This is a genomic window from Roseateles sp. (assembly GCF_049240545.1).
Taxonomy (GTDB): Bacteria; Pseudomonadota; Gammaproteobacteria; order Burkholderiales; family Burkholderiaceae_C; genus Paucibacter_A.
The window spans coordinates 128,683-154,138 of the sequence record NZ_JBMLSK010000217.1; the positions used below are offsets into that span (position 1 = coordinate 128,683).

Consider the following 25,456-nt stretch of genomic DNA (forward strand, 5'->3'; position numbering starts at 1 on the left):
CCTGAAGTGGCCCTTGGCTGCTGATCGACTCCCCAAAAACGCCCTTCACAATCCCTCACATGAACCATCCGATCCTGGGCAGCGTTGCGCTCGGCTACACCCCTCAAATCGACCGTCAACGCATGGTCACGGCCACACGACTGACCGTGATTCCCCTGCGCCCCGATGCCAAGCTGGAAGCCAGCGAATTGCTCGCGGCGGTGGCCGAGGTCTGGCCGGCCGGCGGTGGCACCGCCATTCTGAAGGTCCTCAGCGAAGACTTGCTGGAAAGCCTGCTGCGCACCGAGCCCTCGTCGAATTTGATGCTGGAAGTGCCGGCCTTCATGGCCAGCGACTCGGCTCATGTTGAGCTTTTGCAGGCCATGAAAAAGCGGGGCAATGCCCTGCTTCTGAAGGGCCACCCAGCCCAGCCCCTGCCGGCGGAGATTCAGCCTTGCTTTAAGTTCGCCGTGCTGGATCCCGAGGACGAAAGCCGCGGCGGCCCCGATACCGGCCTGCCGCGCCTGATCTCTGAACTGCGAGATGGCTCGGCCATCAACGCCGCTTTCGAGCGCGGCGCCCAGGGCGTGATTGGTTGGCCCATGCAAGGCAGTTATGAACCCCCTGCTGGCAGCACCAAATCCGAGGTGCAGGCCGACCTGCAGGTCATTGTTGAGTTGATGTCTCGCATTGACCAGGGCGAAGACGTGGAGCGTCTGGAGCAAACCCTCAAACGGGACCCCAGCCTGGCCTTCAAGCTGTTGCGCTACCTGAACTCCGCAGCATTTGGCCTGCCGGTCGAGGTGTCGTCCTTCCGACACGCCATCATGCTGCTCGGCTACGCCCGCATGAAGCGCTGGCTGGCCCTGCTGTTAACCACAGCGAGCAAAGACCACGCCATGCGCCCCATCATGTACGCGGCACTGCGCCGCGGTCTGCTGATGGAAGAGTTGGCCAAAGGCATGCGCGACTCGGAGTTGCGCGACGAGATGTTCATCTGCGGCTTGTTCTCCTTGCTGGACCATATGCTGAAGCAGCCCTTCACCAAGTTGCTGCAGTCGATCCCCATGCCCGAGCGGGTTCGCCAAGCCTTGGTCGACGAGGCCGGGCCCTATCAGCCCTATCTGGAGTTGGTTCGCGCGATTGAAAACTCCTCGGTGTTTGATTTCCGCGCCGCAGCCGAGCAACTGATGCTGGGCGCCGAAGAAATCAATCAATGTGTGCTGCGAGCGTTGCACAAGGCCACACAATTGGAGTGATGCGCAGCCCCCGTCTCGCATGCCCGTAAACTCGCGGCCAATGTCCTCGGATCAACTCTCCCTCCTGCCCCAAGATCAGGCCGCCTTGCGCGGCCTTTTCAACCTGATCAGCGACCCCGTGCTGTTGCTGGACGAGGCCCTGCAGGTGCTGGAGGCCAATGCAGGCGCTCTGCAGTTGCTCGATCATGCCCCCGGGCAAAGTCCGGGCAAAGGCTTGCATGGACTGCACACCAGCCACGGCGGCCGCCTTGGGGACTGGCTGCGCTTGGCCAGCCGCGCCCTGATGGATGGGCGCATGGGCCCGCCCGCGCCAGGTCTGAAGCTGGCCGGCGGCCAACGGGCCCTGCTGACCCTGGTCGCCCTGGAACCGCAAGGTGCCGAGGACGCAGCGCGTTGGCTGCTGCATGCACGCCCCGAAGAGAAGCCGCGCGGCAAGCTGAAACCAGCGCCGATGACGGCCGGACCAGCCGCCAGTGGAGGCACGGAGGCCGAGACGGATCCTCAGCAAGCCCTGTTGCAGGCCTGCGCCAATGAGGTGGTGGCTCGGGAGTTTGCCGAACTGAACCAGTGGTTCAAGCTCAGCCCGTCGCCCATGGTGCTGTTCGACGCCAACGGTTTGCTGCTCAAGAGCAATGGCGCATTTGCCGCGCTGTGCCTGCAAGTGCCCAGCGCCTTGCAAGAAGCGGATCCCGCTTTGCAAACCCTGCTGGCTTGGCAACAAGGGCAGGTGCAAGAAGCCTTGCTGAATCTGCACTCCCCGGAGGCCTTCATCGTCACGCAGGCCAGCCTGCCCGGTCCCTCCGGGCGAGTCCATTGGCTGCAAGGCCGGGTGCAGGCTCTCAGCCCGACCCGCCCGGGCTTGCCGCGCCGGTTTTTGGCGGCTCTGGAAGATCACACCTTCGAGCAAGAACGGGACTTGGCCCATCAGCAACTGGACGCGCTGATGGACACGGCGAGCGTCGGCTTGGCCACCTTTCAACAAGATGCCGGCTGGTTGAGGCCTCGCCCGGCCCGGCCGAGTGGCGTAGCCGCGCACGCCAGCCCATCACGCAATGCCTTGGCGGGCTTGCAGGGGATTGGTCGCGATATGGTCGAGACCGCGTCCCTGCCCGAATTCGAGAAGCTGCAAAAAGCGCTGAAGAGAAGCGAGCGGGTGGAGGTTCGTTATGCGGTGCGCCACCCGGAACTGGGCCGACGCTGGTTGTTGACACGGGTTGAGCCCGGGCAATTGAAGTCGGGGCAAAGAACCACCTCGGTGGTCACCCTGGACGTCACCGCGCAAGCGCAGGCAGAAAACCGCAGCGAACAACTGCTGCATGAGCTGACCACCATCATGGACGGCGCCAGCCTCGGCTTGGCCTATCTGCGCGGCGAGTCTTTGCTGCGATGCAATCATGGCTTCGCGCAAATGCTGGGCCTGCCCCGCACGCCCGCTGCAGGAATGCCCATTGGGCAATTGTTCGCCGCCCTGCCTGAGCTGGCCCAAAAAATCCAAGAAGCCCTCCCCTCAGTTCAAGGCGACTCTCCTTTTGAAGCGGAGTTCTTGCAGGTCGGCACCGAGGCCTCGGAGCCCCGCTGGCTGTCACTGAGTCTGCGTCGGGTCGGTGGAACCCAGGAACCCGAAGTGCCTGGCCCGGCAAGGCAGCCCGAGACCATCGCGGTCATCAGCGACATCAGCCGACTGAAAGCCCAGCAGGCCGAACTGGAAGCCTTGGTGCAAGACCGAGAAATGATGTTCAGCCTCTCCGATGTCGGCATTGCCATTTTGCGCGGCGGACGGGTCGCGCGTGCCAATGATGCGCTGGCCAATTTGACCGGCTACCGAATTCACGAGTTGAGCGGCCTGGCTCACCAGGAACTGTTTGACAACTCACTGGACTTTGATCATCAGAATGACGCCGTCGAGCAAGCCTTGAAGACTCACGGTTTGTGGCGCGGTGAGCGGCGCGTGCGTCGGCGTGATGGCTCGGCTTTGTGGATGCAGGTCAGCAAGCGCGTCATGCGATCCGGTTCCCCCGACGAAGGGGTGATCGCCACCTATGTGAATGTGGACGATCGCTGGCGGGCTCAGCAATCGCTGATGCTGCAAACCGAGCGCGAGCGCGCGGTGCTGGACTCGGTGCTGGTCGGCATCGTGACCGTCGGGCGCGGCGGCATCGAGTGGATGAATCGCTCAGCCCGACGCATGTTCGGCGGTGATCTGAATGAGTTTGCCGGCCATCCCATGAGCGTGGTGGCCACGCCTTCATCGGATCACCCCTTCCGCCACACCCATTATCTGGAAGAGTTGACCGAAGGACAGGCCGAAGCCTTTGAATGCAAGCTCAAGGCCTGCGATGGCCGCGAGTTCTGGGTGGTGGGCAATGTCGTGGTGACGGGCTCCCGGGCATCCGGCCGGCAACTGACCTACGCCTTGCTCGACATTGACCGGCGCCGCCAGGCCGAAGCCCAGACCCTTCAGGCGCAGGCTTCACTGAGCCGCATCATCGAAGCGGCGCCGCTGGCCATCAGCCTGCATGACGCCAAGACCTTGGCGGTGGAGAAAATCAACCAGGCCGCAGCCAGCCTGGCAGGCAGAAGCGAAGAAGAACTCTTGGGTGCCAGCCCCGAAGACTTGTTCGGGCGCGACCAGGGGGAGCTGATTCGGCGCGATATGTTGGAAGCCTTGCAAGCCAGCGCGGTCACGCAGCGCGAGTACAAACTCGGCACGGGTGAACACATGCGGGTCTGGGATGCAAGATTCCTGCACCTGGCAGGCACCACCGACGATGCCGAGGGCATTGAGAACGGTGAGCCCGAGCAACTTTTGCTGGTGGCCACCGATGTCACCGAACACCGCGCCGCCGAAGAGGCGCGCCTGGAAGCCGCCATCTCGCAACGCGAGCTGCTGGTGCGCGAAGTGCATCACCGCATCAAGAACAATTTGCAAGGCGTCGCGGGTCTGCTTCAGCAGATCGCTGCGCGCCGCCCCGAAGTGGCGCCCGTGATCAACGAGGCCGTTGGCCAGGTGCATGCGATTGCGCAGGTCTACGGCCTGCAAGTGGGCAGCTCAGGACCGCTGAAAGTGCGCCGCGTGATGGATGCCATCATCGGTTCGGTGCAACGCATGTATGGTCGCAGCATCAGCACCCAAATCGAGGGCGCCACCTTGGACCGGGTGAATGACTGGACCTTGCCTGAAGCCGAGTCCATTCCCATCGCGCTGACGCTGAACGAATTGCTGACCAATGCCATCAAGCACAGCCCCGATGGCCATGTGCACTGCAGCTTGATCTGCGACGAGGCCAGTGTGGCGGTTGAGATCATCAACCCCGGACACCTGCCCGCCGACTTCAGTCTGAACCAGGTCCCTGGTGGTGTTTCAGGCCTCGGTCTGGTGCGCGCCTTGCTGCCGCGCCGAACGGCCCTGCTGAGCCTGACTCAGCGCGATGACCAGGTCGTTTGTCGGGTCGATTTACTCCCCCCCAGCGTCAGCCTGCCCCCAGCTTGAGTCTTGGCCACGGACGCCTGATCCAGTTTGGGCGACAATGGAGATACAAAACCGGTGAACAACCGACCACAAGACAGCACAGCGGGGGGCCTCCAACGGTGAGCAACAAGGGCAAGATACTCGTAGTCGATGATGATCGCCTGGTGTTGGCGACCCTGACCTATGGCTTGGCACAAGCAGGCTTTGAGGTCATCGATGCCGACAACGGCGACGACGCGATTCTGCTGGCGCGCGAGCACCGCCCGGAGTTGGCCCTGCTCGACATCCGCATGGAAGGCATGAGCGGCTTCGATGTCGCTGCCTATCTGCGCGAGTATCTGCACATCCCCTTCATGTTCCTGTCCGCCTTTGCCGACGACGATACGGTCGCCAAGGTGAAGGAGTTGGGCGCCGTGGCCTACTTGGTCAAACCCTTGGACATCCACCAGATCGTGCCGGCTGTTGAGGCTGCTTTCGCCAATCGGCGCAGTGCTCAGCCCAGCCCATCAGGACCTTCCGCCAAGGCAGACCCTGGCGCCCTGCATGCCAAGCCGGCACCTGAGCAGACCTGGGAGCATCTGGTCGCCATGGCGGTTGGCGTGCTCATGCACCGCTATTCACTCAGCCGACAGGACGCTTTTGATCGTTTGGAAAAACTCTCAAGTGCCGAAGGCCGTACGACCGAGGCGCAAGCCAAGCTGCTGGTCGAGGCGGTGGAAATGCTGGCTCAACCGGCCAGAGTGAAGTAAAACCGAGTGCCCTCGCCGACTTCCGACTCGGCCCAGATCTCACCCCCATGACGGCGCACGATGCGCCGCACCGACGCCAGACCAACGCCCGTGCCCTGGAAATCGCTGGCACTGTGCAGTCGCTGAAAAACCCCAAACAAGCGGTCTGCAAAGCGCATATCAAAACCGGCGCCGTTGTCACTGACCCGGTAAATCCACTGCCCCGACTCCTGCAAAGCCTCGAACCGAATGTCGGCTTGCGCACGCTTGCTGCTGTACTTCCAGGCGTTGCCGAGCAGATTCTCCAAGACCATGCGCAGCAGCGTCGGATCACCTTGCGCCAACATATGCGGCTGAATGTGCACCGAGACCTGTCGCTCCGGGCTCGCACGCATCAGTTCTTCCAGCACAAAACCTGCCAATTGCGAAAGATTGACCGGCTGGCGTGACAAGGGCTGGGCCGACAACTGGGCCAGCGACAGCAAGGAATCAATCATGCTGTTCATCCGCGAAGCGGCACCCATCACCCGGTCGAGATGATCGTTGCCAATGCGATCGAGCACGCGCCCGTAGTCTTCCTTCAAAATCCGGGCGAAACCTTCAACCACCCGCAAGGGTGCGCGCAGATCATGCGACACCGTGTAGCTGAAGGACTCATGCTCATGCGCCACTTGCGAGTCGGCCTCGTCACGCAAGGCCTGGGGTGCCGCCTCGGCCTGAGGCCACAGCACCGCCAGCTGATAGCTGCCTGAAGCATCCACAAAGGGGCGCGGCGGGTGTTTCGCCAAGACCTCCCCCAGCAGAGGCGACAACTGCTGAGTGCACTCACTCCAACAAGCGCCAGGATGGGTTTCACTGCCCAGCAAGGCCGCGGCTTGCGCATTCTGAGCCTGCAGAACAACCGCGTTTCCTGACTGACTCAGCAGCCAGGCGGGCCCGGGTAAAGCTTCCAGCCACGTCGTCGAGGGACGACGCAACTCCTGAGCCGAGCCCTGATAGCCGCTGAAGCGGCCCTGGCCGTCATACTGGGCAATCGCGCGCAAACGCCAGGACTGCTGGCTGCCATCGCTCGACACGACACGCAAATCCAAACTCGCCAGCCCCCGTGACAACTCAAGTCGCAGCGCTTCACAGGCAGGGCCAGGAGCCGATGCCTGCCGCCCCGTCCCATCTTCGACCTCGAGCCCAAAACGCTCCCAAAGTGTTTGGGTCGCCACTTGGCCGACCCAATTAGAAACCGGCCCGGCATGAGGCGCTTGCCAACGGACCAAGTGATGCGAGGCATCGCTGGACCAAAGAAAGTCACTGCGCAACTGCGCCAAGGCTTGGGTCTGCATCCTTGATTCACGCAAGACCTCGGAAAACTGCTGCCGAGTGAGTCTCACGCCCACATGCCACCCCAACCCCATCACACCCAGCAAAAGCACGGTCGCACACAGGGCAGCAAACAAAAGACTGCCCAAACTGACGCCCTCGAACTGCCGAAGCGCCAAAACAAGCGCTGCCAGGGCCAGCAACATCAGGCCCAAGCCCACCAACAGCAAGAGCCAAGCACTCCACCGGGGCAAGCGGTGCGCGGGACTGCGTGCTTCACTAAGGCTGTTCATGGAGCTCATTGTAAGGACGCCCCGCCGGCGCATCGAAGACTCAAGTCGGCCTGCGCGCAGCCGATATGCAACGAATCCGCTTGAAGTGCAAAAAGCCTGCAAAGGCCTGGACAAAATTGACAATGTGGAACTTTCCAGCCAACAGATTCATGGCGCAAAACGCTAAAGTGCAGCCTTCCAGCCTGGACCTCTTTGGGCTTCCAAGATCGAGCATTGAAATCCGAGTTATTGCTGCATTGCGGACTTCTCTGTTCCGACCCTCTTTTTTTTTGAATTCTGATTAAATCCTGCCGCACTCTGCCCGCCACGGCCGACCGCGTTGACCCAACGCAGTCTCATGAGGACAGGAGCAGTGGATTGCACCAAGACACACCGCGTACATCGCCCGAAGCCAGCCCCATGACTCTGCCGAACACCACTGCTTCTTGCCTGGATCCGATTGCGCTTGAACGTTTGCAAGAACTCGATCCCAGCGGAGCCAACAAGCTGATTGAGCGGGTGGTGGCCGCCTACTTGAAAGCCTTGGACCGCATGCTGCCGGAGTTATCCGAGGCACGCGGCGAAACCCTCGACTTGAATGTGGTGCGCCACATCAGCCACACCCTGAAATCCTCTTCGGCCAGCTTGGGAGCGATGGAATTATCGGAACGCTGTGCCACCATTGAAACAATGGTCAGAATGGGCCAAACAGAAGGTTTGGACGTGCTGCTAGACGGTATGCTCGAACAAGTTGCTCTGGTGCGGCAAGCCCTGCTGGACTTGTCGCCAAATGCCTCATGAAAGCTCAGCCCCCTCTTCAGAACAAGGACTTGCCCGAACAGCCGAAGATTCTGCTCGTCGATGATGACGAGGTGAACCTGCTGCTGACGGCGGTCGCTCTGCGAGAACGCGGCTTTGAGGTGACCGAGGCGCCGAGCGGAACGCAGGCGCTGGCCCAACTCAGTGCGTGCGCACCCGACATGATCGTGCTTGACGCGATGATGCCGGAGCTGGACGGATTCGAGACCTGCAAGCTTCTGCGCGAAAAGCCCGGCTTTGAATCGACGCCGGTGCTGATGTTGACGGGCCTGGATGACGACGCCTCGATCAACCATGCCTACCAAGTTGGTGCGACTGATTTCTTCGTCAAGTCCTCGCAATGGAGTTTGTTGGCGGGCCGCTTGCGCTACCTGCTGCGCAGCTCACGCACCCGTATCGAGCTGGAGCGCAGCAAAGCGCGGCTGGCGCGCGCCCAAGACTTGGCCCGAATGGGCAGTTTTGAGTGGTATGCCAACAGCGGCTTCACACTGGCCGCCGAAGCGCTGCGCGTTTTCGGACGCGGACCTCATGAGCCCATCGACTTCATCGGGGTGATGCGCATGGTGCCCCGAGAGGAACGGGCCCTGTTTTTGCGATTGCTGCGGGACGTGATTGCCCACAACTCGGTGCTCGTGACCGACCTGCCGGTCACCTTGCTCGATGGCCGCCAACGGGTGGTTCATATCGAAGCAGAGCCCGAGTTCAATGAACTCGGCAATGCCAATGGCTATACCGGCGTGCTGCAAGACGTGACCGATCGCCGTCACGCCGAGGACCGCATTCGGCAGCTCGCCCATTTTGATGCCTTGACGGGCCTGCCCAATCGACGCCAACTGATCTGGCGGGTCGAACGCGCCATCGAGCAAGCACGACGCGGGGGTCATGAGGTCGGCCTGCTGCTGATCGACCTGGATCGATTCAAAATCATCAATGACACCCTGGGCCATGCCGCAGGCGATGAGTTGCTGGTGGAGGTCGGCCGACGGCTGCGCGGCTGCGTGCGTCACTCCGATCAGGTCATGGAGGGCATGCTCGAAACGGTGGGCGGACGTTCGCACCGGACGCTGGAAGCGGTCGGCCGCTTGGGCGGCGACGAGTTCGTGGCCCTCTTGCCCGAGGTGGCGGACGAGCGCGATGCGGAACGGGTTGCCGAGCGCGTGCTGGAGGCGATGCGCGAGCCGATCTTCTTGTCGGGCCAAGAGTGTTTCGTCACAGCCAGCATCGGCATCGCCATCTTTCCGCGCGACGGGCAGACCATGGCGGATCTGCTGCGCAACTCCGACGTCGCCATGTATGCGGTCAAGTCGCAGGGCCGCAATGCCTCGGCGCTCTACACCCCGCAACTGGCGGGCCGTGGGCGGGAGAAGCTCGAACTGGAAAGCGCGCTGCACAAGGCGCTGGAGCGCGGCGAGATCGTTCTTCATTACCAGCCCAAGATTGATGTGCGCGGCGCCCGCATGGTCGGGGCCGAGGCCTTGATGCGCTGGAAACGGGGGGACACGTTGGTGCCGCCCAGTGATTTCATTCCGCTGGCCGAAGAAACCGGCCTGATCGTGCCTCTGTCCGAATGGGCCTTGAAGGAGGCCGCCCGACAGGCCAAGATTTGGCAGCTGAATTTTGGCTTCTCCGATTCGATCGCGGTCAATCTGCCCAGCCGCATGTTCGAGCGCTCAGACCTGGTCGAACACATTCACCAATGTGTCAGCGCCTACGGCGTGCCCCACCGCGCGATTCAGCTAGAGATCACCGAAAACAATCTCATGAAAGACCTGCAGAACGTGATCCCCGCGCTGCATCGTCTGAACGAGGTCGGCGTCGAGATTTCCATCGATGATTTCGGTACCGGCTACTCGTCTCTGGCCTATCTGACCACCTTGCCCATCTCCGAAGTGAAGATCGACCGCACCTTTGTGCGCGATCTCGGCATCACCCCGCAAAGTTCGGCCGTCGTCACCGCCATCATCGCCTTGGCCCGCGCCATGGGTTTGCGCGTGATCGCAGAAGGTGTTGAAACCCTGCGGCAGATGGACGTTTTGCACCGCCTGGGTTGCAGCCTGATGCAAGGCTTTTTGTTCAGCAAGCCCTTGCCGCCCGAAGAGGTCGAGCGGTGGCTGGCACAGACCGTGTTGCCGCGCAAAGCACCCTGGATTGCGCGCGCCCACGGCGAGCTCGACCCTGGCGCAGACAGTGCCGCGTCCGGCGCACCTTACCCCGTTGGCAGTCTTCGTTAGGATTTAGGCATGGATGAGCAACGCCGTCCCTCCCCGGCTCGTTCTCCCGCGGGGGCTCCTGCGGCTCAGATTGCCAAGGCGGCCCTGCTGCGGCTGGCGCAAGCTCAGTTGGAGCCGACGCCAGAGAATTACGCGAGGGCTTATGCCGTCGAATCCGGCAGCGAGGCCGCACCGGCTTCATTGCAAGAAGATGCACAGAATCTGCTCAACAAGCTGATAGCGCTGGGCATCGGGGGTAGCCAGCAACGCATGGATCTGCAAACCTGCGTGCGTGAAGCCCGCTGGGACGATGCGATCCGCATGGTGGAGCAGTTGCAACAAAGCGAGGGGCCCGCCGCGCAAGCCGAGTCCTTGGCCCAGGTCTTGGAACGCCTGGTTCGGGGGCTGGAACGCGGAGGCCGTCAGTGGACCTTGGCCCGCAAGAAAGATGGTTTGCAGCGCGTCCTGGACAGCAATCGCAGCGATGCCAAACGCATGCTCAAACGCATGCAGCAATTGGTCAGCAGTTGGGACAGCGATGTCGCAGACGCCAATATCAGCACCTCCGATGATGAGGCCGGCAGCGGCAGTGGCTCGCCGACACAGTTCATGCTGGAAGAGGACTTTCCGAATAGTCGTTTGGACAGCAATGCCCTCGAAGATGCACAGGCCGACACGCCCTTGCTGAATCTGGCACCGATGGCGCCTGACAGCGGCAGTCTTGCTGCCGCGCCGACCTTGGGGGCGACGGCGCCCCCTTCAAGTTGGCCAGCCATCGGGTCTTCACTGCACGGGACGGTTCAGTATGCGCTGCAAAGCAGGGAAGCATATGCAGCCGATTTGATGCTCGAAATGGACGCCGCCCATCAGGAATTGCTGCGGGCCGGTGCAACGCCGGAGCGGGCCACACAGATGGAGGCCCTGTGCTTGCGCGCTCGCCATATGCTGGATCACCGCCAGCATTTGTTCGATGAACTGGGTCAGTTGTGCCGAGAACTCAGCGCCAGCTTGGTGGATCTGGCGGAAGATGACTCCTGGGCGCGAGGTCAGTGCGAAGCGATGCACAACACGCTGGAGCAAGGCCTGAGCGGTCGGGGCGTGCGCTCGGTCACCGAAATGCTAGGGGGTGCACGCGAACGCCAACGCGCCCTGCGCGATGAGCGCAGCCGTGCTCGCGATTCGCTCAAGTCCTTGATTCACCAGATGCTGGCCGAATTGGGCGAACTGGGACAGCACACCGATCGCTTCCAAAACAGCGTGGGGCGCTATGCCGCAGTGATCGAGAAAGCCGACTCGCTGGAGAGCTTGGCCGGCGTCGTGCGAGAAATGGTGGAAGAAAGCCGCAGCGTGCAATCGCTGGTTCAACAGACCCAGGAACGCTTGACCCGGGAGCATGACCGCGCCAGCCAGATGAGCCAGCGGGTGGAAGAGCTGGAAGGCGAGTTGCGACGCTTGTCCAACGAAGTGCAAACCGATCAACTGACGCAGATCGCCAATCGCCGCGGGCTGTTGGCGGCTTTTGCGATTGAGCAGGCCAAGATCGAACGTGAAGCGAGCGAGGCGGATGGGTCTGATCCAAGTGCTGCGCCACCTCGCATCGCCTTGGCCTTGTTGGACATCGACAACTTCAAACGCCTGAATGACTCACTCGGTCACGGCGCCGGAGATCAGGCCTTGAAGTCTTTGGCCGAGCGTGTGTCCAAGGAATTGCGCCCAGGCGATCTGGTGGCCCGTTATGGGGGCGAAGAATTCGTGCTGATGCTGCCGGCCACGCCGCTGGATGAAGCGCAAGCGGTGTTACAGCGCCTGCAGCGCGCCCTCTCCACCAGCTTGTTCTTGCATGAGGGCAAGGACGTGTTCATCACCTTCTCGGCGGGCGTGACGCATTTCCGCCCCGGGGAAACACTGGAAGCGGCACTGGACCGCGCCGATGTGGCTTTGTATGAAGCCAAGCACACGGGCAAGAACCGCGCCTGTGTCGCGCCTTGAAGCAAGCCAACTGCCCGTCTCAAGAGCCCACCCGGTCGGGTGTTCCGCTCAGAAGCTGAAGGCCAGGCGCAAGCCGCCCCAGTGTCTGCCCTTGACCATGATGGGCGCAGACACCTCTTTCAGCAGCACAAAGTTGCCGCCCCCCATATCGCGACGATAGGTTTGCAACAAAAACGGGCGCTGATTGCGCGCCGATGCCAAGCCGGTGCGATCGTTGAAGATGCGGCGATAACGGCTGTTGGCGGTGTTCCACACCACATCACCGCTGCGCTGGGGCTGGCAGTACTTCTTGTTGTGGGTGGCAACATAACCATTTCGGTCCACGGCAATACAGTACACCACCTTGGCTGAGAAGCTCAGCATGCGCTCTTGCACCGCAGGAAACAGACGGTCGGCCGTCTCGACAAACTGTGTCAGATGCTGGGCCGGCTGAGTGCCTGCAACGGGCCGGTACTGTTCATCGAACAGCTTGGCCATATCGGTATGACCTCGCACCAGCGCTTGCTCAAGCAACTGGCTGATTTCTTCGGCAGCTGCTTGAGCGGCCTGGATGTAGGGAGTGTCTTCGACCTCAATACCCGAACCGGCAATTTGCTCGATCAGCTGTTCGGACAATTTCAAGAAACGATCACTGCAAGAGAACGCCGTGTCCAGACTGATCATGGCCTGCTGAACTTCTTGCTCCAGATCACCCGCGCGCCCGGACAACGATTCCACCGTGTGCTCGCTTTGCTGCGCCGACGCAGCAATCCGGTCCACATCGCTGCGCACGGCGGCAAACGCTTGGTGGATCGCACTCTGCTGCGCTTGCGATGCATCGTGGCGCAATTCGCGCGCAAAGGCTTCGATGCGCCCATCCAGCGCCAGCACCGTGCCCATGATCGCCTTCGATGAGTTCTCGACCTTGCCAGCCAAATCCTTGACCGCATCGGCCACCACACCGAAACCGCGGCCGGCCTCGCCGGCGCGACGCGCCTCGACCGAGGCATTGAAGGCCACCAAACGGGTTTGCAGCGCAATTTTGGTGATCTCAGAGGCCGCGTCCGACACCTGACGCAGCGTCTGCACAATGCCCCCCACCTCTTGGCCCACGCCTTCCAAGGCGAGACTGGCGCGCCCCACGGCCGCACGCGACTGTTCGGTGGCTTGGCTGATGGCTTGCTGGGCCTGACGGACCTGACTCAAGTCCGTGGACAAGGCACCCATGGCTTCGGCCTGAGCCATCACCACTTTTTGCGTGTCCTCCAAGACCCCGCGAACCTCTGCGGCATCTCGACCCACGCTGGACACGCGTTGGGCAATATCTCGGACCAGTTGCTCGTTGCGCACACCCGAGCCCTCTGAGGGCGAGACGGCGATCTTTTTTTCCGCACTGGGCTCCGAGCTGCGTGGCTTCCAAAAACTCATATAGTCTCCCCAGGGTGGTGCTGAGCACTCGCCATTCTCATCTTTTTAGCTGCATTGAGGCGGTAGCCGCTTCAAGCAAGGCGCGCCGCGGCTGCCGAGGCGCACTCACCAGTCGCGCAGCTTGACGCGCAAACGTGCAATCGCTTGGCTATGCAATTGGCAAACCCGCGACTCGGTCACCTTCAACACGACCGCGATTTCCTTCAAATTCATGTCGTGCTCGTAGTACATGCTCATCATGTACTGCTCGCGCTCCGGCAAGTTCTTGATCGCAGCCACCAGCGCTTCGCGCATGCGGTGGTCCTGCAACTTCAGCATCGGGTTGTTGGTATGGTCGGCGACATGGCGATCCAGGAAATCTTCGTCCCCCTCATCGCCCGACATGTCCTCCAGATACACCAGTTGCGTACCGCGCACCTTGCCCAGCAAATCCTGGTACTCGGCCAGTGGCATCTTCATCTCAGAGGCGATTTCACTCTCGACCGGCGCACGACCCAGCTCTTGCTCAAGCTTGCGTACCGCGCCTTCGATCTCGCGCTGCTGGCGACGCGTGCCGCGACTCATCCAGTCGCCACCCCGCAGCTCATCCAACATGGCGCCGCGGATGCGTTGAGTAGCGAAGGTCTCAAACTGCACGCCTTGGCCAATATCAAAGCGCGACAAGGCGTCTGTCAAACCGATCAAGCCGACCTGGATCAGGTCATCGATTTCGACATTGGCGGGCAGTTTGGCGATCATTTGGTGCGCCAGTCGTCGCACCAAGGGGCTGTATTGCTTGATCAGTGAAGAGTTATCCAGGCGGCCTTTGGCGGTATACATCATCAGCTCCAGCAGCAATCAAACAGCAGCGGCAGACAGAAACGGCGAGCGCTGCGCAGGGCGCAGTGGGCTTGCGTTGACCGAAGCCTCCAAGGCGGCGCCCGGAGGCGCAGCCATCAACAGCTCACGCGCCAGATGGCGGACTTCCGGGGCAATCGGGGCTGTCGGCGGGCATTTCGGATCCACACAAGCCCAGTCGCGCAGCACGGCACCGAGGAAACCATCGGCACAGCTGCTGATCTGCTGCGCAATCCGATCAGACAAGCGCAGCTGCGGCGAACTGGCGAGCAAAAGGCTGTAAACCATCAAGCCGGCGCGGCTGGCCAGCCACTTCATGCCGGCATAGGCATGGGTGACGCTTTGGCTGTCGGTGTCGGCCAGCAGCACGGGGCGCACTTCACGCAGCGCCACCACCCGAGCCAACTCGGCCGCACTTGCGTGCAACAAGACCACATCGGCATGCGGCGCCGCATCGGTCACCGCTTCCAGGAACTGAGCCGCCGAGCCATTGGCGTTGATATAGCGCATCGGCAAGCCACGAGCAGCCAGATAGGAGACATCCTTGGACAAGCGATCAACGCAGGAACTCAGATCCACCGAAGCCAACTCGGAAGGCTTGGGCGATGTTTCGCCTGCATCCACCACCAAGGTGTGCAGACCCAACTCGGCGAAAGCGGCGCATAAGCCTTCAAGCAAAACCCCGGAACCCACCACATGCGGGTTGCTGACCACTGGGATGAAGCGCACCCGCGAGCTGGCAAACAAGCGACGCAGGCCGTCGGCCTGGTCTTGCGGCGCCGAGGACTGGTGAGGCAGGGAGAAGTTGCGCATGATGCTGTCCAATTCTTTCTTTTCGTTCGACCGGCGGCTTAGAAGGCGCCCATGGCGGCCGCATGCTGAGGACCAAGCGCGGGCCCTCCGGCAAAAATCAGGTTCACATCGGCGTTGTCCATGCGCCAAGCTCCAGCGGCCACCGCACGCAGGGCGCGCTGCACCAAGGCTTGAGAGGACAGGCGGTGCCAGTCTTCCGGCACGCGCTGGCCGTTGGTGACACCCAGCACCTTGAGCTTGTAGCGGATCAAGGTGTCCAGCGCGGGCGCCAGCTTCACGGCTTCGTCGATCTTGGACAAGACCACGCCGTGGCATTCAGATGCACGCCAGGCGCTGACCACATCCTCAATCGTCTCGCCCTGTTGAGCGGCGTTGACGACCAAAATCTTGCGCACGCTGCGGTGTGCCAGCATGTCCAGTAATTCATGGGTACGGGTGTCGCGCTGCGCCATACCGGCGGTGTCGATCAGCACCATCTTCTTGTTGGACAAGAGCTCCAACAAATCCTCCAAAGAGGCACGGTCATGCGCGGTGTGCACCGGCACACCCAGGATGCGGCCATAGGCGCGCAGCTGTTCGTGGGCGCCGACCCGGTAAGCGTCCAGCGTGATCAAGCCCAGATTGGCGGCGCCGAAGCGGGTGGCGAAAGCGGCGGCGATCTTGGCCGTGGTGGTGGTCTTGCCGACACCGGTGGAGCCGATCAGGGCGAACACACCGCCCTGCTCTTCCAAGGCCGGGCTGGCTTCATCCGTCATCAGATTGCGCGACAAGACGTTGGCGGCCCAGCTGGTTTCATCGGCGGCCTCGTTCGGACCACCCTTGAATTCGGCCGGGCAGCCTTCGACCAGCTTGCGCACCAGCGCGGGCGAGAAGCCAATCTCCAGCAGCTTTTGGGTCAGGCGAGCCTGCACCGGCTGGCGTTGCAGTTTCTCCATGAAGGCCAGCGCGCCAAAGCGCTCTTCGATCAGGCCCTTCATCGAGCGCAGCTCGTTCATCATGTCCTGCTGATCACGACGCCCGCGTGCGGGCAAATCAGCCAGATCGTTCAGCTGACCCAGATCCGACATGAGTGCGCCATCGCGCTGCATGGCGGGCACTCGAATCTCATCACGCAGAACGGGCGGCGCACGCCGGGCCGGCGCGGCGGGCGGCGCAACAGGTGCAGGTTCAGCGCGGCGAGGCTGCATGGCTTGCAGGGCCGCCTGGGCCCGCTGCTGGCGAATGGCAGCAATCGAGCTGATACCGGGCTGCTCATAAGCGGGTTCGTCTGCGGCGGCGCTGTGAATCGGATCGGGCTTGCCGTCCAGCTCGGCTTGGCGGCGCTTGAGCACGCGCTCACGGACATAGTCCTGGAAAGACAGGGTGCTCATGGCCAGGGTCTGCACGTCCTGGTCCACCTCACCGGCCACAGGGTCGGCGTAGCCAAAGCTGGGTTCCTGGCGCTGACCGGTGCGGGCCGCAAAACTGCGCGAGGCGTTCGCTTCAGGCGCTTCGGCAGCCGGGCGGGCTTGCACACGGCTGGGGGCTGCCACGCGTGGGGCGGTGGCGGCCACGCGTTCGATTTGCGACATGCCTTCCGGCGCCATCGCCAAGACCTCGACGCCTTCGGCGCAAGGCTTGTTGGACAGCACCACGGCGTCATCACCAAAAGCCCGGCGCACCAGGGCCATGGCTTCGCGGGAGGTTTTAGCGGTAAAGCGTTTGACGTTCATGCCGTGCCTCCGATGATGGAACCGATACGGATGGAATGAGTTTCAGGAATCTCGCTGTGGCCCAGCACCTTCAGGCGCGGCGCCGCGCGGCGCAGCAGCTTGGCCATGGGGGCGCGGATCAGATCAGGCACCAGCAGGCAGGCGGGCACGCCACGGTCTTCCTGGGCTTGCGAGGTTTCGGCAGCGCTGCGGGCCAGGGTGTCGGCGACACCGGGGTCCAGAGCAGCGCCGTGGGGGGAATTCAGGGCTTGGGTGACCAGACGCTCCAGCTCGGGCTCCAGGGCGATCACGTCCAGCTCCTTCACCGGGCCATAGATCTGCTGCACGATGGCCGGGGCGATATGGGTGCGGATGCGGCGGGCCAGCTCGGCCGGGTCATTGGCCACATTGGCGGCAGCACCGTTCTCGGCAATGCTCTCCACGATGGAGCGCATGTCACGGATGTGCACGCCCTCCTCCAGCAGCAGCTGGAGAACTCTTTGCAATGTTGCGATGCCGACCATTTTTGGAATCACGTCTTCGATCAGTTGAGGCGCTTGTTTTGTCAGGTGTTCGACCAGTGCCTGGGTCTCCACCCGGCCCAGCAACTTAGCTGCGTGGACCTGCATCAAGTGTGAGAGATGGGTGGCCACCACGGTCGAACAATCAACCACGGTAAATCCAGCCATTTGCGCCATTTCCTTTTGCCGGTCTTCGATCCAGACCGCCGGCAGGCCAAAAGCGGGGTCGGTGGTCTGGGTGCCGATCAGCTTTTGGGTGGCGTGCCCCGGGTTGATGGCCAGCCACATGCCCGGGAAGGCCTCGGCCTCGCCCACTACCGCGCCACGCAGGCTCAGGCGGTACTGGCTGGGCCGCAGCTCCAGGTTGTCACGGATGTGCACCGCAGGCGGCAAGAAGCCCACTTCCTGCGCGAATTTGCGCCGCACGCCCTTGATACGGCTGAGCAAATCGCCCTCTCGGGACTTGTCGACCAGGCTGATCAGGCGATAGCCCACCTCCAGACCCAGGGTGTCGATGGGGATGAGATCGTCCCAGCTGGCTTCGCCATTGGGCTCCCCGGTCGGTACCACGGGCGCGGCTGCGCTGGCCTGGGCCGCTCGTTGCTGCGCTTGATCGCGGGTTCGCAACCACCAAGCCAAGTAGCCCAAGCCACCGGCAGTCAACAAGAACACCAGATGCGGCATGCCCGGAATCAATCCCAGCAAGCCGATCACACCCGCCGTGATGGCCAGCGACTTCGCCGAGCCGAAGACTTGGCGGCCGATCTGGCTGCCAATGTCCTTGTCGGTGCCGACCCGCGAGACCACCATGGCCGCCGCCACCGAGATCAACAGCGCCGGCACCTGGGCGACCAAGGCGTCGCCCACGGCCAACAAGATGTAGGAGTCGGCGGACTGCTTCGCCGACAGACCATGCTGAGCCATGCCGATGATGAAGCCACCGACGATCGTGATGAACAGGATCAAGAGGCCTGCGATCGCATCGCCACGTACGAACTTGCTGGCACCGTCCATGGAGCCAAAGAAGTCCGCCTCGTCGCCCAATTCGGCACGGCGGCGCTTGGCCTCAGCCTCGTCGATCAGGCCCGCATTCAGGTCGGCGTCCACCGCCATTTGTTTGCCGGGCATGGCATCCAAGGTGAACCGGGCACCGACTTCAGCAATCCGCTCCGCACCCTTGGTGACCACGATGAAGTTGATCACCACCAGAATCGCAAACACGATCAAACCGACGGCGAAGTTACCGCCGATCAGGAAGTGTCCGAAGGCCTCAATCACCTTGCCGGCCGCACCGGTGCCGGTGTGGCCCTCCATCAGCACCACCCGGGTCGAGGCCACATTCAAGGACAGACGCAGCAAGGTCGTCAGCAGCAGCACGGTCGGGAAGGCTGCAAAGTCCAGCGGCTTGACCATGCTGGCGGCCACCATCATCACCATCACCGCCAAGGCGATGTTGATCGTGAACATCAGGTCCAGCGCGAAGGGCGGCAGCGGCAGCACCATCATGGCCAGCACCAAGATCACCGCCACCGGCGCACCCAGGGCGCTCAGCACGGCCGCCTTCGGCCCGAACAAAGCTTGCAGTTGAGCGATCAGCGCATTCATTATTCTTTGTCACCTTCCAGATCGGGGTCGGCGGGCAAGCCCGAGCCAGGCTTGTTGTGCGGGTCCAGTTCCGGAGGCACCGGCGGATTGGGCAGGTCGGGCTTCGGTCCGTGACCCGCCATGGCGGCCTTGAGCTGGTACACATACGCCAAGACCTGGGCCACGGCAGAGAACAGGCTGACCGGGATTTCTTTGTCCAACTCCGCATGGGCATACAAAGCCCGCGCCAAAACCGGCGACTGCAGCACCGGCACCTTGGACTCGGTCGCCAGATCGCGGATCTTCATGGCCAGCAGGTCAGCACCCTTGGCGATCACGCGCGGGGCGGCCATGCTGGCATCGTCGTACTTCAGCGCGACCGCATAGTGGGTCGGATTCATGACCACCAGATCGGCCGTGGGCACGGCGGCCATCATGCGGCGGCGCGAGGCTTCGCGCATCTTGGCGCGCAGGCGGGCCTTGATTTCCTGGTTGCCCTCGGCCTCTTTCATTTCCTGCTTGACCTCTTCATGGCTCATGCGCATACGGCGCATATAGAGCTGGCGCTGCAAGGGCACATCAATGACGGCAAACAATGCCAGGGCAATGCCCAGAAACACCGCCCCGCCCATCAACTGCTGCCCTGCGTAAGCAAGCGCGGCCGGCAGCGGCACTGACATGATGCCCACATAGCTGGCGAGGCGATCTTTCATCACCATGGCGCCAATCACCCCCAACACCAGGGCCAGAAGCACCGCCTTCATGGCTTGACCAAGGTTTTGGCCGCTGAACAAGCGGCCAAAACCACTGATCGGATTCAGATGAGAGAACTTGGGCGCCAGAGGCTTCATCGTCCAGTTCCAGCCGCCAGAGGCAATATTGCTGGCCACCGCCACCAAGCACAAGAACACACTGATCGGCAACACCACGAGCAGAAAATACAGGGTCAGCTCCAGCAAGCGCGTGCCCATGAAATCAGCCTGCGCCAGCATGCGAGCGTCGAAATGCAGGGCTTGAGCCAGCATTTGCTGCAAGGTATCCGCGATGCGCCCGCCCCCAAAACTGAGCAGCATGCCCGCAGCCAGCATCATGGCGAAGTGAGGCAGATCCCGCGAACGCGGCAGCTGGCCCTCAGCCCGAGATTTTTCAATCTTCTTGGGTGAGGCCGGTAAATTTCTGTCTTGTGCGTCTTGGTCGGCCATGGCAATGGAAGCTTGGCGAGCATAGGAATTGCTCGCAGATCCATTGTTCGCCGTGGCCGCAAAAACTTAAGCCAGAAAAGATCGGTAAAACAGGCCGTCCTTTGGCGTGACAAAGTACCGAGGAGAGAAGCGCGCGGCTTGCGGGCGGCCTTTTCGAGTTGCCGAGGACAGGTCTTGGCACTTCGCGGTCTTTAGGGTTCCTCTTGCCGACAAGCGGTCGTTCCAAGTCGGATGTCCGCAAAGCGCCAACTTCAGCCTCTTCCGAATGCTGCATCCCAAAAAACAAAAACCCGCCTGATGCGGGTTCTTTTGATGCGGACCGGAGATTCAGAAACCGAGGCTGGCCAGCAAGTCGTCCACTTCGCCCTGATCGGCCACCACATCGGTGCGGCCTTCGGGGTTGACCACGGGGCCTTGCAAGATGTTGGGGTCCACTTTCTCGCGCTGCTCGGGCGGCACGATGGACACCAAGAGCTTGACCAGGCTGTCTTCCAAGTCGTTGGCCAGCGTCACCACCTTGGCGACCACTTGGCCGGTCAGATCATGGAAATCCTGCGCCATCATGATGTCGGTCAGGTGCGCGTCGATGCGGGCCGTTCGGGCATCGACTTCCTTGACAAAGTTCAACACCGCGCCGCTGGCCACCGCCTTGACCGGGTCGGCCACCAAAGCCGCCGCCATTTCATTGGTGGCCTTGGAAATGAAGGCGTGATCTTCCTTGGCCTGGTCGACCGAGTTCAGCACCTTGTTGGCCGCCGCCGCTGTCTTGGTGGCGATGTAGCTCAGACGGCTGCGAGCGTCGGGCAGGCCATCGGTTGCGACCTGCAGCTTGGGCATGACGCCAAGTTGCTGCATGGTGTCATGCAGCACGCGGGTGATGGTGCCGATCTGCTGAAACACCTCGGGGGACACCTGCAAAGGGTCGGTGCCCACGTGCAATTTGCTCAGTTGATCAATCGACATGGTGTTTCCCCCGCTCAGGCCGCAGCGGCCAGTTTTTGCATGATCTTCTGGACTTTTTCCTCCAGCGTCGCCTTGGTGAAAGGCTTGACGATGTAGCCGGCGGCGCCCGACTGGGCGGCCAGCACGATGTCCTCTTTGCGCGCTTCGGCGGTCACCATCAGCACCGGCAGATGCTTCAGATTGGGGTCTTCCTTGATGGCCTTGAGCAACTCGAAGCCCGTCATATTGGGCATATTGATGTCACTGACCACGAAGTCAAACTTGGCTTGCTTCAGCATGTTCAGGGCTTCCACCCCGTCTTCGGCTTCTTCGCAATTGTTGTAGCCGATTTCCTTCAACAAGCCGCGAACAATGCGCCGCATGGTGGAGAAGTCGTCAACAACCAAAAATTTCATGTCTGTGCTCATGGCTTTCCTCGCGAGGGCTAGAAGGAGTTATCGGGGCTTAGGGGCAGAACTTGAGGGAATTCTTTCGGCTTCCGCATCATCGGCCTCGGCCGCAGGTTCATCGGGCGGCGGATTCTTCAAGACGGCGTCCTCCGCGTCACGGTTCATGACGATGATGCTAATACGTCGGTTGATCGGGCTTTCAGGTTGTTTGCTGTCCAGCAACTTGCTGGAGGCCAAACCCTGAACCCGCAATGTACGCGGCTCTGGCAGGCCTCCGGCAATCAATTCTCGCCGGGAAGCATTGGCCCGGTCGGCGGACAATTCCCAATTGCTATAGCCCCGCTCACCGCCTGAGTAGCCTTGGGCGTCGGTATGGCCCTCCAAGGTCAGGCGGTTGGGCACTTCTGAGAGCACCGAACCCAACTCCCGCAGCAATTGCCGCATATGGGGTTTGACCACGGCGCTGCCGCTGTCAAACATGGGGCGGTTGTTTTCATCGACGATCTGGATGCGCAAACCCTCTTTGGTCATGTCGAGCCGAATCTGCCCGCCCAGCGCGGCCAGTTGCGGGTTGCTCGCCAGCACGTCTTCGACTTTTTCTTTCAACTGTTCCAGGCGTGCGCGTTCGGCCTTGCGCTGCTCTTCCTTCAGCGCGCGCAAGCTGAAGGTGCGTTGCTTGGCCTCCACATCGCCGGACTTGACTTGGCCGGTTTCGCGCGTCAGGTCTCGACCGCCGCCTTTGACGATATGGGAAGAATCCCCGGAGCCCGAGCCACCTTGCATGGCCACCTTCAAGGGCGAGCTAAAGTAATCCGCAATGCCCTTCTTGTCCCCTTCGGTGGTGGAGCCCAACAGCCACATCAACAAGAAGAAGGCCATCATGGCCGTCACGAAGTCAGCGTAAGCAATCTTCCAGGCGCCGCCATGCGCGGCATGGCCGCCCTTTTTGACGCGCTTGATGATGATGGGTTGAAGTTTCTTGGCGTCACCAGCCATGGCACGCTCCAAAAGCCTTGCTCATCAAATGCCTCAGCGCATTCAAGAAGACGCTCACTTCTTGCCTTTCACATGGCCTTCAAGCTCGGCGAAGCTGGGGCGGTCACCCGAGAACAAGACCTTGCGGCCGAACTCGATCGCCACCTGCGGGGCGTAGCCTTGCATGCTGGCCAGCAAAGTGGTTTTGATGCACTGCAACTCTTTGCCTGCATCTTCGACCTTTTGCTCCAACAAGCCGGCCAAAGGTTCAACGAAACCATAGGCCAACAAAATGCCCAGGAAAGTACCAACCAGCGCCGACCCGATCATGCCGCCCAGAACAGCAGGCGGCTGCCCCACCGAGCCCATGGTGTTCACCACACCCAGCACAGCGGCCACAATGCCGAAGGCCGGCAGACCGCCGGCAAGACGCTGCAAAGCGGCCACGGCACTGTGCTCTTCGGCGTGGTGGGTGTCGATCTCGGCATCCATCAGCGATTCGATCTCATGCGCATTCAGATTGCCCGACACCATCATGCGCAGGTAATCGGTAATGAACTCGGTGACATGGTGATCGTTGCCCACGATCGGGTATTTTTGAAAGAGGGGCGACGAGTGAGGGTCTTCGACGTCTTTTTCAATCGACATCAAGCCCTCTTTGCGGGCCTTTTGCAAGATGTCGTACATCAAGGCCATCAGCTCCAGATAACGCGCCTTGCTGAACTTGCTGCCTTTGAAGCAACTGCCCAAGCCGGCAACCGCCGCCTTCACCACCTTCATCTGGTTGTTGGCCAGAAAAGCGCCGATCGCTGCACCAAAAATGGTGGTCATCTCAAAGGGCAAGGCCTTCAAGATCACGCCCATATTGCCTCCGTGGGCAATGTAGACGCCGAAGATACAAGCGATTGAGATGACCCAGCCGATGATGACGAACATAGTGTTTTTGAGTGAAGCTTCCCTGCCCTTATCGGCGGGGATTGATGGCTCTTGAGTGTGCCGTCTGCCCTATGAACTCAGTCCTTGCATCTGAGCCGGTTTGACCGCGCTAACCCGGTCTTTGCCTGGTCCTTATCTGATAAATCCAAAGACTGTGCCCACCAGGTAAAGGCATCGACGCCCGTGGCTGCTGCTCCGGGACTGCAAAATCAAGGCTGATCAGCCATGCCGAGTCGGGCAATTCGGCGCAGGCCTTGGCCCAGACCCGCGCCATCGTCTCCGGGCGCTGAAACACATAGACCAAGGCGTAGGGCTGCCAGCTTTGCGCCCACATATCGCCGCGGTGAATCTTGGCCCAAGGACAACGCCAAGCAACGACACGCGCCAGCAAGCCGCTCCATTCAACGCCTTCAATTCGCGCCTGGGGATAAGCGCGCCGCAACTCACGCAAGCCATGACCCAAGCCACAGCCGGCGTCCAAGAGCTGCGCGCCATCGGGCAAAGGCGCCAGTTCGCGCAGCCCCAGCAAGGCATTGCGAGGGGTGGGGAACAAAGGAGCATCGCCCCAGCTCCGACTCGGATAGGCCAGGGCCAAGAGTGCCAGCGGCAGCAGCCAAATCCACGCCGGCATCGCCGCGAGTTGGCCGGACATCAGCACCGACAAGGGGAAGCCCAAGGCCACCATGATGCGGCGCCAGCGGGCTGAATGCAGCAGAGCCAGACCGGCCCCCAAAACGCTCGCCAGCAGCAAGGCCGCAAGAAGACTCAGGCCAGAGCGCGACAAGAAGAGAAATACCGCCCAAGCAGCCCCCCAGCTGAAGAGCGCCGGCAGTGGCCAACGCATCAGCGGGGCGACCCCGGCGGCAAGTCTTTTGGGCGCGATCGGCAAGATTGGGCTCGCCGACATGCTTCAGTGCATCTGGATCGAACCCTGGGCGCGGCCCTTGCCTGCGCGGGCCGGCGGGTTGCACATGCCGCAGACAAAATGACGGGCGATCTCGTGCGGGTGGGTCACAAACTGGCCGCCGCAATCCGAGCACTTGGTCATCGTCAGCATGCCGTTGTCGATGAACTTCACCAGACGCCAGGCGCGGGTGATGGACAGCATCGCTTCCAGACCTTGCGCTTGCGTCTGCTCTTGGTAGAGCTGGTAGGCCTTGATGACCGCATCAATCTCGTCCAGCTCCGAGACCTTGTTCAGGTACTCATGCACATTCAAGAACAGCGAGGCGTGGATATTGGGCTGCCAGGTCATGAACCAATCGGTCGAGAACGGCAGCTGACCCTTGCTGGGGCTCTTGCCCGAGACTTCCTTGTACAGACGCAGCAGACGCTCGTAAGACATATCGGTTTCCGACTCCAGAACCTGCAGGCGCGCGCCCAGGTTGATCAGGGTCACCGCACGTTCGATTTGGCGGGCTTCGGTCACGATGCTCTTGTTGCGCATGATGGGGTCTCGGTCAGAAAGAGGTTCGGGGAAGGTCTGGAATCAGGCGGCTTCTTGGTGGCGGCCGGCCATCAGGATCGAAGCGTGCAGGCGGCTGACGCCGTCGTTGGCGGCCGACTTGCCGTGGCTGGTCAACAAGCCCCAGACCAGATCGTCGTCCATGCGGAAGCGGCACAGCAGGGTGTTGCCCGAAGCAATCTTCATCAGCTGAGCCGGGCTCAAGGTGGCGATCAGCGTGGCGGTGTCTTCGGAGATGCCCAGACGGTACAGGGCCTGCTCGCGGTCGGCGCGGATCAGGTTCTGCGCCAGCATCAGGTAAGACAGATTGGCTTCACGGATTTCGGCGAGGATTTGGTCTGCGTTCATTTGGCGGCTCCAGGTTTTGGACTTCACGATTCGTAACAACTTGGAACGAATTGTGAAGATCCAAACAAGCCCGGAACATCAGCCCAAATCCAGGACTGAAGTCCCTGTTTATCGCTCACCCCTGTCAGGCAAATTCCTACAACCCTGCCCTGCGCCGGCCCTGCTTTGCCGGGCAGACCGCTGTTTTCCGGGCAAAGCGGCAATTTTTCCTTGTAGGAATGTAGGAAGTGAAGCCAGGGCTTATCTCCGCTTTGCCCAAAGCAGCCTAGCGCTAGATTGCAGATCT

The 25,456-nt window shown here is 61.7% G+C and carries 20 protein-coding genes; 6 read left to right on the plus strand and 14 right to left on the minus strand.

Annotated features, from left to right (window positions below; all coding sequences use genetic code 11):
- The first annotated feature begins 59 nt into the window (after positions 1-59).
- From ACOVRJ_RS14945 to ACOVRJ_RS14955, 3 genes are all read left to right on the plus strand, one after another.
- Positions 60-1,238: an EAL and HDOD domain-containing protein gene (locus ACOVRJ_RS14945; RefSeq protein ID WP_422044632.1), complete on the plus strand. Its 1,179-nt coding sequence runs from the start codon at positions 60-62 to the stop codon at positions 1,236-1,238.
- Between the two features lie 40 nt (positions 1,239-1,278).
- Positions 1,279-4,728, plus strand: a complete 3,450-nt coding sequence (locus tag ACOVRJ_RS14950) for a PAS domain S-box protein (protein WP_422044633.1) — start codon at positions 1,279-1,281, stop codon at positions 4,726-4,728.
- Between the two features lie 98 nt (positions 4,729-4,826).
- On the plus strand, positions 4,827-5,456 hold the full coding sequence (locus tag ACOVRJ_RS14955; RefSeq protein WP_422044634.1) for a response regulator: 630 nt from the start codon (positions 4,827-4,829) through the stop codon (positions 5,454-5,456).
- Here the strand turns inward: ACOVRJ_RS14955 and ACOVRJ_RS14960 are convergent.
- The gene (locus ACOVRJ_RS14960; protein ID WP_422044635.1) at positions 5,435-7,042 is read right to left on the minus strand and encodes a sensor histidine kinase; all 1,608 of its coding nucleotides are present in this window, start codon (positions 7,040-7,042) and stop codon (positions 5,435-5,437) included. The two genes, ACOVRJ_RS14955 and ACOVRJ_RS14960, sit on opposite strands and share 22 nt — an antisense overlap.
- A 399-nt stretch (positions 7,043-7,441) precedes the next feature.
- Here ACOVRJ_RS14960 and ACOVRJ_RS14965 point away from each other — a divergent pair, with 399 nt between their 5' ends.
- The 3 genes from ACOVRJ_RS14965 to ACOVRJ_RS14975 are packed head-to-tail and all read left to right on the plus strand — an operon-like array spanning position 7,442 to position 12,039.
- Complete coding sequence (locus tag ACOVRJ_RS14965; protein ID WP_422044636.1) at positions 7,442-7,822, plus strand: Hpt domain-containing protein; 381 nt, start codon at positions 7,442-7,444, stop codon at positions 7,820-7,822.
- A complete protein-coding gene (locus tag ACOVRJ_RS14970) occupies positions 7,819-10,071 on the plus strand; it encodes a putative bifunctional diguanylate cyclase/phosphodiesterase (protein ID WP_422044637.1) in 2,253 nt (750 codons plus the stop codon). Before ACOVRJ_RS14965 ends, ACOVRJ_RS14970 begins: the two co-directional genes overlap by 4 nt.
- Positions 10,072-10,080: 9 nt before the next feature.
- Positions 10,081-12,039, plus strand: coding sequence for a diguanylate cyclase domain-containing protein (locus tag ACOVRJ_RS14975; protein WP_422044638.1), 1,959 nt, complete (start codon positions 10,081-10,083; stop codon positions 12,037-12,039).
- A gap of 48 nt (positions 12,040-12,087) precedes the next feature.
- Here the strand turns inward: ACOVRJ_RS14975 and ACOVRJ_RS14980 are convergent, their stop codons facing one another.
- The 13 genes from ACOVRJ_RS14980 to flhD all read right to left on the minus strand — a co-directional run bounded on the left by ACOVRJ_RS14980 (position 12,088) and on the right by flhD (position 25,170).
- Positions 12,088-13,446 carry a methyl-accepting chemotaxis protein gene (locus tag ACOVRJ_RS14980; protein ID WP_422044639.1) on the minus strand — a complete coding sequence of 453 codons (1,359 nt, stop codon included), beginning with the start codon at positions 13,444-13,446 and terminating at the stop codon, positions 12,088-12,090.
- Between the two features lie 105 nt (positions 13,447-13,551).
- On the minus strand, positions 13,552-14,265 hold the full coding sequence (locus ACOVRJ_RS14985; RefSeq protein WP_422044640.1) for an RNA polymerase sigma factor FliA: 714 nt from the start codon (positions 14,263-14,265) through the stop codon (positions 13,552-13,554).
- Between the two features lie 18 nt (positions 14,266-14,283).
- The gene (locus ACOVRJ_RS14990) at positions 14,284-15,096 is read right to left on the minus strand and encodes a MinD/ParA family ATP-binding protein (protein WP_422044641.1); all 813 of its coding nucleotides are present in this window, start codon (positions 15,094-15,096) and stop codon (positions 14,284-14,286) included.
- 38 nt (positions 15,097-15,134) lie between these two features.
- A complete protein-coding gene (flhF, locus tag ACOVRJ_RS14995; RefSeq protein ID WP_422044642.1) occupies positions 15,135-16,808 on the minus strand; it encodes a flagellar biosynthesis protein FlhF in 1,674 nt (557 codons plus the stop codon).
- A complete protein-coding gene (flhA, locus tag ACOVRJ_RS15000) occupies positions 16,805-18,913 on the minus strand; it encodes a flagellar biosynthesis protein FlhA (protein WP_422044643.1) in 2,109 nt (702 codons plus the stop codon). The genes flhF and flhA overlap by 4 nt, the downstream gene beginning before the upstream one ends.
- Positions 18,913-20,094 carry a flagellar biosynthesis protein FlhB gene (gene flhB, locus ACOVRJ_RS15005; protein WP_422044644.1) on the minus strand — a complete coding sequence of 394 codons (1,182 nt, stop codon included), beginning with the start codon at positions 20,092-20,094 and terminating at the stop codon, positions 18,913-18,915. Before flhB ends, flhA begins: the two co-directional genes overlap by 1 nt.
- Positions 20,095-20,421: 327 nt before the next feature.
- The gene (locus tag ACOVRJ_RS15010) at positions 20,422-21,057 is read right to left on the minus strand and encodes a protein phosphatase CheZ (protein ID WP_422044645.1); all 636 of its coding nucleotides are present in this window, start codon (positions 21,055-21,057) and stop codon (positions 20,422-20,424) included.
- A 14-nt stretch (positions 21,058-21,071) separates the two neighbouring features.
- A complete protein-coding gene (gene cheY, locus ACOVRJ_RS15015; protein ID WP_263539873.1) occupies positions 21,072-21,464 on the minus strand; it encodes a chemotaxis response regulator CheY in 393 nt (130 codons plus the stop codon).
- A 27-nt stretch (positions 21,465-21,491) separates the two neighbouring features.
- Entirely contained in the window at positions 21,492-22,442 is a 951-nt protein-coding gene (gene motB / locus ACOVRJ_RS15020; RefSeq protein WP_422044646.1) for a flagellar motor protein MotB, read from the minus strand.
- A 54-nt stretch (positions 22,443-22,496) separates the two neighbouring features.
- Positions 22,497-23,357 carry a flagellar motor stator protein MotA gene (gene motA / locus ACOVRJ_RS15025; protein ID WP_422044647.1) on the minus strand — a complete coding sequence of 287 codons (861 nt, stop codon included), beginning with the start codon at positions 23,355-23,357 and terminating at the stop codon, positions 22,497-22,499.
- Between the two features lie 109 nt (positions 23,358-23,466).
- Positions 23,467-24,201, minus strand: a complete 735-nt coding sequence (locus ACOVRJ_RS15030) for a class I SAM-dependent methyltransferase (RefSeq protein WP_422044648.1) — start codon at positions 24,199-24,201, stop codon at positions 23,467-23,469.
- 66 nt (positions 24,202-24,267) lie between these two features.
- Complete coding sequence (gene flhC, locus ACOVRJ_RS15035; RefSeq protein WP_422044649.1) at positions 24,268-24,804, minus strand: flagellar transcriptional regulator FlhC; 537 nt, start codon at positions 24,802-24,804, stop codon at positions 24,268-24,270.
- Positions 24,805-24,846: 42 nt separating this feature from the next.
- A complete protein-coding gene (gene flhD, locus ACOVRJ_RS15040; protein ID WP_263539864.1) occupies positions 24,847-25,170 on the minus strand; it encodes a flagellar transcriptional regulator FlhD in 324 nt (107 codons plus the stop codon).
- Between the last annotated feature and the right edge of the window lie 286 nt (positions 25,171-25,456).